The following is a 14,856-nucleotide window of genomic DNA, read 5'->3' as shown; positions in this document are numbered from 1 at the left end:
CCCCGGCACGCCCCGTGCGGCCCTGGGCACGCCCCTGGCACGCCTCGTGCGGCCCCGTGTGGTCCCGGGCACGCCCCGGCCTCGCCCGGCCTTTGGCTCGTCCCGTGCGGTCCTGGGCCTGCCCCGTGCGGCCCTGGGCACGCCCCAGGCTCGCCCGGCCTTGGGCTCGTCCCGCGTCCGGCCCCGGGCTCGTCCCGTGCGGCCCGGACCTGCGGCCCCGGGGACGCCCCGGGCTCGTCCCGTGCGGCCCGGACCTGCGGCCCCGGGGACGCCCCGGGCTCGTCCCGTGCGGCCCCCGGGCTCGCGCTCCGGCCTTTGGCTCGTCCCGTGCGGCCCTGGGCACGCCCCGTGCGGCCCCGTGCGGTCCCGGGCACGCCCCTGGCGCGCCCCGCGCTCGCGGGAAGGGTCATCTGGCCGCGGAGAGGCGTTCCCCTCCCAGATCGATGGCCGCGCAGCGCCAGCGGAGGTCCGGGCCCTGTTCCAGGCGGAAGGCCATGGCGCGGACCTGTTCCCCCGTGGCGATGCTGGCGAACGCCTCGACCACGCCGTCGGCAGGCTGCGTGCCGTGGCAGGTGCGTACGACCGGCCGCCTGCGCCCCGCGCCGAGCGGTGCGTCCGGGGCGAGCTCGGCGAGCTGGTCGTAGGCCTCGCCGATGGTGTGGCCCAGCATCCAGTGCACCGGGCGCTGGCCGCTCAGGACGGCGAGCAGGCGTTCCGCGAACCACTGGTGCGGTCGCAGGGGCCTGCGGGCCCGTTGTGCCGGTACGTTGCCCGGCCTGCTGCGGTCGTGCCGTCCGGCCGGCCTCGTCCTGTCGGTGCTCATGCTCGTAGCCCCCGTGGCTGCTGTCCGACGCCCGGCGGTACCGGGCGGTAACTTCTGCTGGGGACCTTCTACGGGTCCGGTCGGCGGCCTCGCAAGCGCGGCACGGGCGCCCCAGGCCCCCCGGCGGGATCACCTATCCAGGTGACGGCCCCCGCGCCGCAAGGGAACGGCGGGGGTGACGGCCGTCGCGCGGTGGACGACAGGGGGTGGAGCGGCAACCCCGAAGGGGGACGCCGCACGTATCCTGATGGCGTCATCGACTACGAAAGCGGTCAGCCATGCGTGTGTACGTCCCCCTGACACTCTCCGGTCTTGCCGCGGTGCACGGGGCGGGCGAGATCGGACCGGGGCCGCTGACCGCCTTCGCCGTGACGCCGGGGCTGCGCGAGTGGTACGTCTCCGACGACATCGAGGAGCTCGAGTACGCGGCGCTCAACCGGGCGGCCGCCGCCTCCCTGCGGCTGATCGCCGGCAAGCCGGACGAGCCCCGGCGCCGTGTCGTCGTGGCCCTCGACGTGCCCGACGGCGCGGCGGTCGCCGATCCGGACCACGTCCTGGACGCCTCGTCCCTCGGCGAGGTGCGGATCGCGGACGCGGTGGCACTGTCGAAGGCCGCCGCGGTGCACGTCGACTCGGACGACGCCGAGAAGGACGTCGCCGCGGCTGCCGCGGCCCTCGGTGCGGCGGACCTCGGCGACGACGACGCCCGGTTCACCGTGGACGGCGCGGAGGACCACGAACTGCTGTGGTTCGGGATCCAGGAGATCCCCGGCCTCATCGCCTGAGCACGCCGGGCACGCGAGCGCCGGACGTGGGACGCAGGGGTGCCTGTCGTACGGGGCGAGTATTTTTTTCTCCATGGCGACATCGGGGAAGCACCGCACCCATCTGGTCTGGGACTGGAACGGCACACTGCTCGACGACATCGAGGCAGTCCTCGGGGCGACGAACGCCGCGTTCGCGGAGGTCGACCTCGCTCCGCTCACGCTGGAGCAGTACCGCGAGACGTACTGCGTGCCGATACCCAAGTTCTACGAGCGGCTCATGGGCAGGCTGCCCACTCCCGCCGAGTGGGAGCGCATGGACGGCCTCTTCCACCGCCACTACACCGAGCGGCGGGCCGGCTGCGGACTGACCGCCGGCGCCGAGGAGGCGCTGGACCGGTGGAAGCGGGCGGGCGGGAGCCACTCGCTGCTGAGCATGTACGGCCATGAGCACCTGGGCCCCGTGGTGCGGGCGTACGGCATCGAGCGTCACTTCGTACGGGTCGACGGCCGCACGGGACCCTCGGGCGGCAGCAAGGCGCAGCACATGGCACGCCACTTCGAGGTGCTGGACGGCATCCCTCCCGAGCGGGCGGTCGTCATCGGTGACGCGGTGGACGACGCCGTGGCGGCGGCGCACGTCGGGGCGCGCGCCGTGCTCTACACCGGCGGCTCGCACAGCCGGAGCAGCCTGGAGGCGGCCGGAGTTCCCGTGGTCGACACGCTGGCCGAGGCGGTCGCACTGGCAGGGCTGATGGCGGACTGAGCTCCCGCGTGGACGACTGAGCTCCCGCGTGGACGACTGAGCTCCCCGCATGGACGACTGAGCCTGACGCGGGGGCGACTGAGCCCCGAGCGCGGCGGGCCGAGCCCCGTGCGTGGCCGACGGGCCTCCGTGCGTGCGGACGGGCCTCCGCGCGATACGTGCCGCAAGAACCCGATACGTGCCGCGGGGGCTCTGTGCGATGTCCAGAGTGTCAAAGTTCGGGACGTTCTTTTGTACATATGCGGCTCATGACGGTTGTGGGTGCGAGAGGGATAGCCTGGGGCCGTGATCAGCGCGATACGCCTCGGGGGCAGCGAAGCCCCCGGCCTGCGCCCGGAGTGCCACAGCACCCGGGCGATCCGCGATCTCCGCGTCCCGGGCGGTCTGCCGAAAATGGCCGATATGGTCCCGGGAATCTCCCCAGGCGGCATAGCGTCGATCCAGACCGGAAACCCCGCGTCGTGGCGGTACGTCGTCGTTTACACCTACGTCACGCAACGGCGCGCGACAGGAGCCAGAGGACATGCAGACCAAGCTGGACGAAGCCAAGGCCGAGCTGCTCGCACGGGCGGCCCGGGTAGCTGACAACAGTCCGGGCGGTGGTGTCGGCGGCCCGGGAGGCGGCCTCCGGGTTCACCTTGCCGAAGCAGGGACCGGAGCCGGGACCGGCAGCGAAACGGTGGACGGCACCGAGGCCGCCCAGGGTGAGCCGTCGGCCCAGGAGATGCTGCTCGCCTATTTCCAGCGCTACTACCTGCACACCGCTCCGGAGGACATCACCGACCGCGACCCGGTCGACGTCTTCGGCGCCGCTTCGTCGCACTACCGGCTCGCCGAGAGCCGTCCCCAGGGCACCGCGAACGTCCGGGTGCACACCCCGACCGTCGAGGAGAACGGCTGGACGAGCAGCCACTCCGTCGTCGAGGTCGTCACCGACGACATGCCGTTCCTGGTCGACTCGGTCACCAACGAGCTGTCCCGGCAGGGCCGTGGCATCCACCTCGTGATCCACCCGCAGGTCGTCGTCCGCCGCGATGTCACCGGCAAGCTGATCGAGGTGCTCGCCGAGGACCGTGTCCGGCCCGACGGCACCACGGGCGCCAAGGGCCGCAAGGAGGCCCGGGCCGAGCTGCCGCACGACGCGCTCGTCGAGTCGTGGATTCACGTCGAGATCGACCGGGAGACGGACCGCGCCGACCTGAAGCAGATCACCGCCGATCTGCTCCGCGTCCTGTCCGACGTACGGGAGACCGTCGAGGACTGGGACAAGATGCGCGACGCCGCGCTGCGGATCGCCGACGACCTTCCCTCGGAGCCGCTCGACGAGCTGGCCGACGAGGAGGTCGAGGAGGCCCGTGAGCTGCTGCGCTGGCTCGCCGCCGACCACTTCACGTTCCTCGGCTACCGCGAGTACGAGCTCCGCGACTCCGACGCGCTGACGGCCGTCCCCGGAACCGGCCTCGGCATCCTGCGCTCCGACCCGAAGCACAGCGAGGACGAGGCCCACCCGGTGAGCCCGTCCTTCGACCGGCTGCCCGCCGACGCCCGGGCCAAGGCCCGTGAGCACAAGCTCCTCATCCTGACGAAGGCCAACAGCAGGGCGACCGTGCACCGCCCCAGCTACCTCGACTACGTCGGCGTGAAGAAGTTCGACGCCGACGGCAACGTCATCGGTGAGCGGCGCTTCCTCGGTCTCTTCTCGTCCGCCGCGTACACCGAGTCGGTGCGCCGGGTTCCCGTGGTGCGGCGCAAGGTCGCCGAGGTGCTGGAGGGAGCGGGCTTCACGCCCAACAGCCACGACGGCCGTGACCTCCTCCAGATCCTGGAGACCTACCCGCGTGACGAGCTGTTCCAGACCCCCGTCGACCAGCTGCGTTCCATCGTCACCTCCGTGCTCTACCTCCAGGAGCGCCGCCGGCTGCGGCTCTACCTGCGCCAGGACGAGTACGGGCGCTACTACTCGGCGCTCGTCTACCTCCCGCGCGACCGCTACACCACCGGTGTGAGGCTCCGCCTGATCGACATCCTCAAGGAGGAACTGGGCGGAACCAGCGTCGACTTCACGGCCTGGAACACGGAGTCGATCCTCTCCCGGCTGCACTTCGTCGTCCGGGTCCCGCCGGGCACCGAGCTCCCGCACCTCACCGACGCAGACGCGGACCGCATCGAGGGGCGCCTCGTCGAGGCCGCCCGCTCCTGGGCCGACGGCTTCCAGGAGGCACTCAACGCGGAGTGCGGCGAGGAGCGCGCCGCCGAACTGATGCGCCGTTACGGGCAGTCCTTCCCCGAGGGCTACAAGGCCGACCACTCACCGCGTGCCGCCGTGGCGGACCTGGTGCACCTCGAAGCGCTCAAGAGCGAGCACAAGGACTTCGCGCTGAGCCTGTACGAGCCGGTCGGCGCGGGTCCCGCCGAGCGCCGGTTCAAGATCTACCGGACCGGTGAGCAGGTCTCGCTCTCCGCCGTGCTCCCCGCGCTCCAGCGGCTCGGCGTCGAGGTCGTCGACGAGCGGCCGTACGAGCTGCGCTGCGCCGACCGCACGCACGCCTGGATCTACGACTTCGGGCTGCGGCTGCCCAAGAAGGCCACGGGCAACGGCGACTACCTCGCCGACGACGCCCGGGACCGCTTCCAGGAGGCCTTCGCGGCCATCTGGACCGGCGAGGCCGAGAACGACGGCTTCAACTCCCTCGTCCTGGGCGCCGGCCTCGACTGGCGTCAGGCCATGGTGCTGCGCGCCTACGCGAAGTACCTGCGCCAGGCGGGTTCGACCTTCAGCCAGGACTACATGGAGGACACCCTCCGCAACAACGTCCACACCACACGGCTGCTGGTCTCCCTCTTCGAGGCCCGGATGTCCCCGGCCCGGCAGAAGGCCGGTACGGAACTGACCGACGGGCTGCTGGAGGAGCTGGACGGGGCCCTCGACCAGGTCGCGTCGCTGGACGAGGACCGGATCCTGCGGTCCTTCCTCACCGTCATCAAGGCCACGCTGCGGACGAATTACTTCCAGCTGGCCGACGACCACGAGCCGCACAGCTACGTCTCGATGAAGTTCGACCCGCAGGCCATCCCCGATCTCCCGGCGCCGCGCCCGGCGTTCGAGATCTGGGTCTACTCGCCGCGCGTCGAGGGTGTCCACCTGCGCTTCGGGAAGGTCGCGCGTGGCGGGCTGCGCTGGTCGGACCGGCGCGAGGACTTCCGTACGGAGATCCTCGGCCTGGTCAAGGCGCAGATGGTCAAGAACACGGTGATCGTGCCGGTGGGGGCCAAGGGCGGCTTCGTCGCCAAGCAGCTGCCCGACCCGGCCGTGGACCGTGACGCCTGGCTCGCCGAGGGCATCGCCTGCTACAGGATCTTCATCTCGGCGCTGCTCGACATCACCGACAACATGGTGACGGGCGAGGTCGTCCACCCCGCCGAAGTCGTCCGCCACGACGAGGACGACACCTACCTCGTGGTCGCCGCCGACAAGGGGACCGCGAGCTTCTCCGACATCGCCAACGACGTCGCCGTCGCGTACGGCTTCTGGCTGGGCGACGCCTTCGCGTCCGGCGGCTCGGCGGGATACGACCACAAGGGCATGGGCATCACCGCCCGCGGTGCCTGGGAGTCCGTGAAGCGGCACTTCCGCGAACTGGGCCACGACACCCAGACGGAGGACTTCACCGTCGTCGGCGTCGGCGACATGTCCGGTGACGTGTTCGGCAACGGGATGCTGCTCTCCGAGCACATCAGGCTGGTCGCGGCCTTCGACCACCGGCACATCTTCATCGACCCGGAGCCGGACGCCGCAACCTCGTACGCCGAGCGGCGCCGGCTGTTCGAGCTGCCGCGCAGTTCCTGGGCGGACTACAACAAGGACCTGCTGTCCGCCGGTGGCGGCATCCACCCGCGTTCCGCCAAGTCGATCCCGATCAACTCGCACATCCGCGCGGCGCTCGGTATCGAGGCCAAGGTCACCAAGATGACGCCCGCCGAGCTGATGCAGAGCATCCTCAAGGCGTCGGTCGACCTCGTGTGGAACGGCGGCATCGGCACCTACATCAAGTCCTCGGCCGAGTCGAACGCCGACGTCGGTGACAAGGCGAACGACGCGATCCGGGTGAACGGCGCGGACCTGCGGGCCCGTGTCGTCGGTGAGGGCGGCAACCTCGGCGCGACGCAGCTCGGCCGCATCGAGTTCGCCCGGGAGGGCGGCCGGATCAACACCGACGCCATCGACAACAGCGCCGGTGTGGACACCTCGGACCACGAGGTGAACATCAAGATCCTGCTCAACGGTCTCGTCAGGGACGGCGACCTGACGGTGAAGCAGCGCAACAAGGTGCTCGCGGAGATGACCGACGAGGTCGGCCGGCTCGTGCTGCGCAACAACTACGCGCAGAACGTCGCGCTCGCCAACGCCTGCGCCCAGGCGCCTTCGCTCCTCCACGCCCACCAGCGCTTCATGCGCAGGCTCGGCCGCGAGGGGCACCTGGACCGTGCCCTGGAGTTCCTGCCGAACGACCGCCAGATCCGCGAGCTGCTGAACCACGGCAAGGGCCTCAGCCAGCCCGAACTGGCCGTGCTGCTCGCCTACACCAAGATCACGGCGGCGGAGGAGCTGATCGCCACCAGCCTGCCGGACGACGCGCACCTGCAGAAGCTGGTGCACGCCTACTTCCCCGAGCAGCTGAGCACGCGGTTCCCCGAGGCGGTCGACGGGCACGCGCTGCGCCGCGAGATCATCACGACGGTGCTGGTCAACGACACGGTCAACACCGGCGGTTCGACGTTCCTGCACCGGCTGCGCGAGGAGACCGGGGCGTCGCTGGAGGAGATCGTGCGGGCGCAGTTCGCCGCGCGTGAGATCTTCGGCCTGTCCGGGGTGTGGGACGCCGTGGAGGCGCTCGACAACACGGTCGCCGCCGATGTGCTGACCCGGATCCGGCTGCACTCGCGCCGGCTCGTCGAGCGCGGCTCGCGCTGGCTGCTCGGCAACCGCCCGCAGCCGGTCGGGATCGCGGAGACCATCGCGTTCTTCCGCGACGGCGTCGAGCGGGTCTGGAACGACCTGCCCAAGCTGCTCAAGGGCGCCGACGCCGAGTGGTACAGGTCGATCCTCGACGAGCTCACCTCGGTGGGTGTCCCCGAGGACCTGGCGATCCGGGTGGCCGGATTCTCCTCGGCCTTCCCGGCGCTCGACATCGTGGCGATCGCCGACCGTACGGACAAGGACCCGCTGGCGGTAGCCGAGGTGTACTACGACCTCGCCGACCGGCTGGGGATCACCCAGCTGATGGACCGGATCATCGAGCTGCCGCGGGCCGACCGCTGGCAGTCCATGGCGCGCGCCTCCATCCGCGAGGACCTGTACGCCGCGCACGCCGCGCTCACCTCGGACGTGCTGTCCGTGGGCGACGGGGCGTCGTCGCCGGAGCAGCGGTTCACGGCGTGGGAGGAGAAGAACGCGGCGATCCTGTCGCGCTCGCGCTCCACCCTGGAGGAGATCCGCAGCTCGGAGGCCTTCGACCTGGCGAACCTGTCGGTGGCCATGCGCACCATGCGGACGCTGCTGCGTACGCACGCCTGACCCGGAGCGGCCTGAGGGCCGCGACACACAGCCGTCCGCCGGACGGGCCTGACCCGGCCCGTCCGGCGGACGGCTGTCCCGGCTCCTACGGCAGGTGCCGGTTCACGGGTTCACTTCTTGGTCTTCCTGGGCTTCACGGGCCCGGTGAACTCCTCGTACGCGGCCACGACCTCCTTGGCGGGCCCGTCCATCCGCAGCGTCCCCGCCTCGAGCCAGATCGCCCGGTCGCAGGTCTCGGTGATGGACCTGTTGCTGTGGCTGACGAGGAAGACCGTCCCGGCCTCCTCGCGGAGCTCCATGATCCGGTCCTTGCTGCGCCGCTGGAACTTCGCGTCCCCCGTGGAGAGCGCCTCGTCGATGAGCAGGACGTCGTGGCTCTTCGCGGCAGCGATGGAGAAACGCAGCCTGGCCCCCATGCCGGAGGAGTAGGTGCGCATCGGCAGGGTGATGAAGTCGCCCTTCTCGTTGATGCCGGAGAAGTCGACGATGTCCTGGTAGCGCTCGCGGATCTGCTCGCGGGTCATGCCCATGGCCAGGCCTCCGAGCACGACGTTGCGCTCCCCGGTCAGGTCGCTCATCAGGGCCGCGTTGACGCCGAGGAGTGAGGGCTGGCCCTGGGTGTGGACCCGGCCCTTCGACGGGGGCAGCAGGCCCGCGATCGCCTTGAGGAGCGTGGACTTCCCGGATCCGTTGGAGCCGATCAGGCCGATGGCCTCGCCCTTGTACGCGGCGAAGCTGACGCCCTTCACGGCGTGCACCTGGCGTGCGCCCCGCGGCTGGCGGCGCGAGACGATCCGGTTCAGGGCGGAGGTGGCACTCCCGCGCCCGGTGCGGGCGCCGTTGACCGTGTAGGTGATGTGGACGTCGTCGACGACGACGGTGGGCACACGTGAATCGAGGGTGTCAGCCACGTCCGTACCTCTCCTCGGCCTTCCAGAAGTAGACGAATCCGCCGATGCCGCAGAGGAGCGCCCAGCCCGTCGCGACGGCCCACACGTGCGGGGGCAGCTGCGCGCCGGTGAAGCTGTCGATCAGGGCGTAGCGCATCAGGTCGATGTAGACGGCGGCGGGATTGCATTCGAGGGCCAGCAGGACGAGAGGCGGCACCCGGTCGGCGGTGAGCAGGGTGTCGAGGCTCCACATGACGCCGGAGGCGTACATCCAGGTCCGCAGGACGAAGGGCGTCAGCTGGGCGATGTCGGGGGTCTTGGCCGCCAGCCGGGCCATGACCATGGAGACGCCGGTGTTGAACAGGGCCTGCAGGGCGAGCGCCGGGATCGCCAGCAGCCAGGACGGCCGCGGGTACTGGCCGAACACCAGCAGGATCATGAAGAGCGCGCCGAGGGAGAACATCAGCTGCTGGAGCTGCTGGAGGGCCAGCGCGATGGGGAGGGACGCGCGAGGGAAGTGCAGAGCCCTGACGAGTCCGGTGTTGCCGCTGATCGCCCGGGTGCCGGCGGTGATCGAGCTCGAGGTGAAGGTCCAGATGAAGACGCCGGTGACGAGGAAGGGCACGTAGTCGGGGACTCCGTGCTTGGTGTTCATCAGGACACCGAAGATGAAGTAGTAGACCGTCGCGTTGAGCAACGGGGTCATGATCTGCCAGATCTGGCCCAGCCTCGCCTGGCTGTACTGCGCGGTCAGCTTGGCCGTGGCGAACGCCGTGATGAAGTGCCTGCGCCCCCAGAGCTGCTTGACGTACGCACCGAGCGACGGGCGGGCCCCGCTGACGGTCAGTCCGTGGCGCGCGGCGAGAGCGGCCAGCTCGCCTGGTTCGTACACGGGGAGGAGGGCGGGAGATGCGGTGTCCACCGGGGCCGGCGGGGCTGCTGTCTGGCTCACCACGATCGCTTTCGACGGGGGCGGGAGGAACAGGGCGAACGGGTGAGTCGCGATGGGACGGCACCGTATCGTCGCAACGCTGAGACTAGGACGTTTGTGCGTCGCAACGCAACCGTTTCGTCGTTACGGTCTATCATTCGGGCCATGACCACCGAACGGCGAACCGGGCGCCGCACCCCGGCAGGTGCCGCGGTGCTGCGCGAGGACGTGACCGACGCGATCCGCGGCGCCGTCTTCGAGGAGCTGGCCGCCGTGGGCTTCGCGCGGATGTCGATCGAGGGCATCGCCAGGCGGGCAGGCGTGGGCAAGACCGCCGTGTACCGCCGCTGGAAGTCCAAGCTCCATCTGGTCCTGGACCTGGTCGCCGCCGTGGCCGCCCAGGGCATGCCGGCGCCCGCGACCGGTTCGCTGTACGGCGATGTGCGCGCGGTGCTCGAACTGGCCGCGTACGCCCTGAGGCATCCCGTGGCCTCGCAGGTGATCCCTGATCTGCTGGTCGAGGCGGCCCGTAACCCGGAGATCTCCGGTGCGATCAAGGCGGCGCTGCTCGACCAGCAGCAGGGTGTGGCCGCCGTGGTCGTGCGGGCGGCGGTGGAACGGGGGGAGCTGCCGCAGGGCAGTGATCCGGACCGGGCGCTCGACCTGATCGTCGGTCCGCTCTACTGGCGCCTGGTCGTGGTCCGGGGCGATCTGCCGAAGGGGTACCTGGACGACCTCGCGGCCTCGGCCGTCCGGGCGCTCAAGGCCTGACAGGGGCCCGGCCTCGGGAACACGCACCAGGAGCCGGTCCGTGCGGCAGTGTCCCGCCCTGACATGCGTGCCGTGCGTGCCGTGCGTGACTACCCGCCGTGCACGATCTGGATCAGGTTGCCGCAGGTGTCGTCCAGGACGGCGGTGGTGACGGGACCCATCTCCACGGGGTCCTGGGTGAAGCGCACCCCGAGCGCGCGCAGCCGCTCGAACTCCGCCGTCACGTCGTCGACGGCGAAGGAAGCGGCCGGGATGCCGTCCCTGACCAGCGCCGTCTTGTACGGCTTCACCGCGGGGTGGCCGTCGGGTTCCAGCAGCAGTTCCGTCCCGTCGGGGTCTTCCGGCGAGACGACCGTCAGCCACCGGGCCGCGCCGAGCGGGACCTCGTTCTTCTTCACGAAGCCCAGCACGTCGGTGTAGAAGCGAAGGGCCTTGTCCTGGTCGTCGACGAACACGCTGGACAGGTGAATCCTCATGGGGGTGCTCTCCGGTTGTGAGGTCGGGTCCACCGCGCCGTGGTGCTCCGGAGCGGTTCGGTGTCCAGGCTGCCTGCCGGGGCGCGATTGTGCCATCGCCCGGACCGTGTCCCTGGGGCTCCCGTTCGGGCGAAACGCTCCTAGTCGTCACCGCCCCGGCCGAGCAGCCGGTCCACGACCCGGCGGGCGGCCCCGCCGTCCGCCGGGCCGCAGTGGTCCCGGCGGAAGGCCGCGTACGCCTCCGCGTGCGGCGCCGTGGCCCCGGGCAGGTCACGCAGGGCCTGGGCCACCTCCTCGGTGGTGGCGAGCAGAGGGCCCGGGGCGCGGGCCTCGAAGTCCAGGCAGAAGCCGCGCACGGTGTCCCTGTAGTGCTCCAGGTCGTAGGTGTGGAACAGCATCGGACGGCCGGTGTGCGCGAAGTCGAAGGCCAGCCCCGAGTAGTCGGTGACCAGCACGTCCGCGATCAGCAGCAGTTCCGCGGTGTCCGGGTGTCCGGACACGTCGCGCAGGGAGGCGTGCGCCGGCACACTGCCGGTCACCCGGGGGTGCCTGCGGACCAGCACGGTGGTACGCGCGTCGAGCGAGCGGGCCAGCGCCGGCAGGTCGAGCGCGGGATCCCAGCGGTACAGCGGTGCCGAGCCGGCGGGAACGCTGCCCGGCGGGTGCGCGAGATGGTCCCGGTACGTCGGCGCGTACAGCACGACGCGGTGGCCGTCAGGGACGGCCAGCCGCCGGCGTACCCGCTCGGCCGTCCTGTCCCGGTCCGGTGCGTACAGCAGGTCGGTGGCCGGGGAGCCCGCCTCCAGCACCTCGCCGTCGTACGCGAGGGCGCGGCGCAGGTGCGGAGTGGCGAACGCGCCGGGGGAGAGCAGCACCGACCACTGGGCGGAGCGGTGCGCCAGCGTGGCGAGGTACTGGTGGTCCGCGTACAGGGAGCCTTCGAGGTCCAGCCCGAACCGTCCGAGCGGGGTGTCGTGCCAGGTCTGGAGCACCGTCTGGTCCGGCCTGCGTTCGAACCAGGCGGGCAGCGGTCCGGCCGCGACGATGTGACGGGCCCGCGCCAGTGCCTCGTACCAGGCGGTGCCGTGCGCCACGACCGGCACGGCCGTGGACGGGACACGGCCCGCGCCTCCCGCCGACCCGTCGGTGACCCAGAGCTGCTCCGCACCGGTGCTCCGGCGCACGAGCTCGGCGTGCACGGCGCGCGGGGAGCCTTCTCCCGTGCAGAGCACGGCGTCCCGCAGAGGCAGCTTCCGCTGCGCCGGGTAGTGCGCCGTCCGCAGACGGGCCTGGCGGTACGCGCTCCGCTCGGCATCCCCGAGCGCGGGCGCGCAGTGCAGGGTCAGCCGGTCGCCGTGACGGCGGTCGAGCCGGAACCGCGCCCCGGCGGCGGCCATGGGCAGGCGTGCGGCGAACGCCGCTCCCACGCGTACGGGCCGGCCGTCGAGCAGCACCTCCCACTCACCCTCGCGCGGTGGCTGAGCGAGGACGGCGGCGAAACCGCCCTCCCTCTCTTCGACGGGGACGGATACCGTCTCGCCGAGCGCGCCGTGGCGCAGGACCAGGGTCCCCGCTCCGGCCCGGCGGACGTCGACGCGCAGCCCGCCGTCCGGAGCGGGCCCGGCGTCCTCCACGAACGGTTCGCCGGTCACCTCCACCACCAGACGGCCCGCCGGGTCCGCGAAGGCCGGCGGCGGCAGGTCCGGGGCGGCGGCGAGCGGTACGCGGGTGCCGTCGGCTGCCTGGAGCGTCACCAGCCAGCGCTCACCCGCACGCCCGGCCGGCCCGCCGGGTTCCACGGGTCCGCCGGGCTGCACGGGCCCGCCGGGCTCCACGGGTCCGCCGGATCTCGTGGACGCGACCGTGGCGGCGGTCCCGGCGGTCCCGGCGGTCTCGGCGGTCCCGGCGGTCTCGGCGGTCTCGGCGGTCTCGGCGGTCCCGGCGGTCCTGGCGGCCCCAGCGGTCCCAGCGGTCCTGGCGGCCCCAGCGGCCCCAGGGGTCCCGGCGGCCCTGGCGGCCCCAGCGGTCCCAGCGGTCCCGGCGGCCCCGGCGGCCCCGGCGGACTCTGCGGCGAGTGCCGACAGCGGGATCCGGGCGCCGAAGGCGGTGGGAGCGTCGAAGCCTGTGGAGTTCACCGGGCAGAGCCGCTCCGCGGCCCCGTCCCGGGTCAGCACGAGGGCCGTGGGCCTGGTCCCGCCGTACAGCCGCCCGGTGAGCTCCAGGGTGCCGGAGGTACCGCCGTCGTGGGCCACCGCCAGGGCGGGCAGCTGCGTCACGGTCAGTTCGAGCCGCCCGTCCCGGTAGCCGAGCACCGCGCGCCGTCCTCCGCCCAGGTCGTGGACGAGCGGTTGCGCCGCGCCCGCCTCCACGGCGCGCAGGGCCGCTCGCCGTACGACGCCGTGCCCGGCCACCACCACGCCCACCAGCCAGCGGCCCTGCCCCAGCCGCCCGGGGTCCAGGACCATCTCGAAACCCGCGTGGTCGTAACAGTGGCTCTCCTGGCCGGAGTCCGCGGTGGACCGGTCCGTCCGCACCGTGCGGAGAGGCGCCGTCCGCAGCCGCCGGCCTCCTGCCTCCCGCAGGAGGCCCGCCTTCAGTGACTGCCGGGCCGAGGACGCCGGAAGGTTGCGGATGTAGGCGTACCCTCGCAGCCGCAGCTTGCCGTCCTCGCCCCAGGACGACTCCACCAGCCGTGCCACGGCGGGGAGATCCCCGCGCCCCAGGCGCGCCGACGCGCCTCGGCCTGCCGTGATCCCGGGGTGCGTGGCGCGCCGCCGTCCCGGCAGCCCCTCCACGGTGAACGTGCCCGTACCGTTGGCCCGTTCGAATTCCAGGACGGCCAGCAGCTCGTCGAGCCTGCGCTCCCGCACCAGCCGCCAGCGGATGCGCGCCTCGGCCGGCAGACCGGTCAGTGCCGCTTCGCCCGCACGGTCGAGGAAGGCGCCCGCGTCACCCATGAACGCCGAGCGGTAGGCGGGGCCGCCCATCGGCAGTCCCTCCAGGAAGTACACGAAGTCGTCCCGGAGGCACGAGGTGTCGTAGCGCAGCCGCTGCGCGGGATCGCGGCCCGCCAGGAACGCGCTGACCTGCTCGCACGCCGCGATACGGTCGCGTACGCCACGGACGTCCGTACGCCGCCGGGTGATCGACCCCTCCCGCACCCGCCAGTGGTAGACGTGCCGGTGCAGCACGTCCACCGACCCGGCGAGATAGTGCGCAGGGATCATGACGGGGGTGTCCTCGTACAGCTTGCCCACCGGGAACGTGAAGGAGTGCCGGTCCCAGAAGGAGCGGCGGAACACCTTGTTCCAGGCCACGCGGTCGGCCAGCAGCCGGGCGTCGCGGGTGATGTGGGTGCGTGGGCGGTCGCCGGTCAGCCAGCGGTACTGCCAGGCCTGCTGCCTGCCCTGGTCGTTCAGGCGCCACACGTTGCCCGTCACCAGGTCGGAGCCGGTCGACTCCAGGGATGCCAGCATCCGTTCGTACGCGTCGGGGACGACGACGTCGTCGCTGTCGGCGAACGCCAGGTACGGCACGCCCGGGGTCGTGTGGGCGATCCCCGTGTTCCGGGCGGCGCTGAGCCCCGCGTTGGACTGGCGGACACAGCGGAAGCGGTCGTCCCGCGCCGCGAAGTCCCGCGCGATCCGGCTGCTCCCGTCCGTGGAGCCGTCGTCGACGAGCACCACCTCGATGTCGGCGAGGGACTGGCCGGCCAACGACAGGAGGCACTCCTCCAGGTAGTCCTCGACGTTGTGCACGGGGACGACGACGCTGAGGAGTGGCTTCATGTACGGCTCAACCCGGGGAAGCGCCGTGGGTCACGCCGTTGACCCGAACGGGTGAAGACGCGTAGGGCGGCC

General features: G+C 71.9%; 9 protein-coding genes. 4 read left to right on the top strand and 5 right to left on the bottom strand.

The features are described 5' to 3' along the window. Positions 1 to 406 precede the first annotated feature (406 nt). Complete coding sequence (locus ACFYQ6_RS05925) at positions 407 to 823, bottom strand: Rv3235 family protein (protein ID WP_361572277.1); 417 nt, start codon at positions 821 to 823, stop codon at positions 407 to 409. Positions 824 to 1,101: 278 nt separating this feature from the next. On the opposite strand from ACFYQ6_RS05925, the gene ACFYQ6_RS05920 reads away from it, so the two are divergent. The 3 genes from ACFYQ6_RS05920 to ACFYQ6_RS05910 all read left to right on the top strand — a co-directional run bounded on the left by ACFYQ6_RS05920 (position 1,102) and on the right by ACFYQ6_RS05910 (position 7,928). Continuing rightward, positions 1,102 to 1,608 (top strand): DUF6912 family protein, encoded by a 507-nt coding sequence (locus tag ACFYQ6_RS05920; RefSeq protein ID WP_361572275.1) that lies wholly within the window; start codon positions 1,102 to 1,104, stop codon positions 1,606 to 1,608. Between the two features lie 73 nt (positions 1,609 to 1,681). After that, a complete protein-coding gene (locus ACFYQ6_RS05915; RefSeq protein ID WP_361572272.1) occupies positions 1,682 to 2,353 on the top strand; it encodes an HAD family hydrolase in 672 nt (223 codons plus the stop codon). 523 nt (positions 2,354 to 2,876) lie between these two features. Further along, positions 2,877 to 7,928 (top strand): NAD-glutamate dehydrogenase, encoded by a 5,052-nt coding sequence (locus ACFYQ6_RS05910; RefSeq protein ID WP_388760859.1) that lies wholly within the window; start codon positions 2,877 to 2,879, stop codon positions 7,926 to 7,928. 110 nt (positions 7,929 to 8,038) lie between these two features. Here the strand turns inward: ACFYQ6_RS05910 and ACFYQ6_RS05905 are convergent, their stop codons facing one another. Then, on the bottom strand, positions 8,039 to 8,839 hold the full coding sequence (locus ACFYQ6_RS05905; RefSeq protein ID WP_361572266.1) for an ABC transporter ATP-binding protein: 801 nt from the start codon (positions 8,837 to 8,839) through the stop codon (positions 8,039 to 8,041). Then, entirely contained in the window at positions 8,832 to 9,773 is a 942-nt protein-coding gene (locus ACFYQ6_RS05900; protein ID WP_388760857.1) for an ABC transporter permease, read from the bottom strand. The genes ACFYQ6_RS05905 and ACFYQ6_RS05900 overlap by 8 nt, the downstream gene beginning before the upstream one ends. 141 nt (positions 9,774 to 9,914) lie before the next feature. Here ACFYQ6_RS05900 and ACFYQ6_RS05895 point away from each other — a divergent pair, with 141 nt between their 5' ends. Beyond that, positions 9,915 to 10,520: a TetR/AcrR family transcriptional regulator gene (locus tag ACFYQ6_RS05895; protein ID WP_361572261.1), complete on the top strand. Its 606-nt coding sequence runs from the start codon at positions 9,915 to 9,917 to the stop codon at positions 10,518 to 10,520. Positions 10,521 to 10,609: 89 nt separating this feature from the next. Here the strand turns inward: ACFYQ6_RS05895 and ACFYQ6_RS05890 are convergent, their stop codons facing one another. Both ACFYQ6_RS05890 and ACFYQ6_RS05885 read right to left on the bottom strand, forming a co-directional pair. Next, a complete protein-coding gene (locus tag ACFYQ6_RS05890; protein WP_361572258.1) occupies positions 10,610 to 10,996 on the bottom strand; it encodes a VOC family protein in 387 nt (128 codons plus the stop codon). Positions 10,997 to 11,136: 140 nt separating this feature from the next. Beyond that, positions 11,137 to 14,784, bottom strand: a complete 3,648-nt coding sequence (locus tag ACFYQ6_RS05885; protein ID WP_388760853.1) for a CDP-glycerol glycerophosphotransferase family protein — start codon at positions 14,782 to 14,784, stop codon at positions 11,137 to 11,139. Positions 14,785 to 14,856: the final 72 nt, after the last annotated feature.

The organism is Streptomyces sp. NPDC005494, assembly GCF_042872025.1.
Lineage (GTDB): Bacteria > Actinomycetota > Actinomycetes > Streptomycetales > Streptomycetaceae > Streptomyces.
The sequence above is the reverse complement of the archived record's forward strand: the minus strand, read 5'-3'. Positions and strand labels throughout refer to the sequence as shown.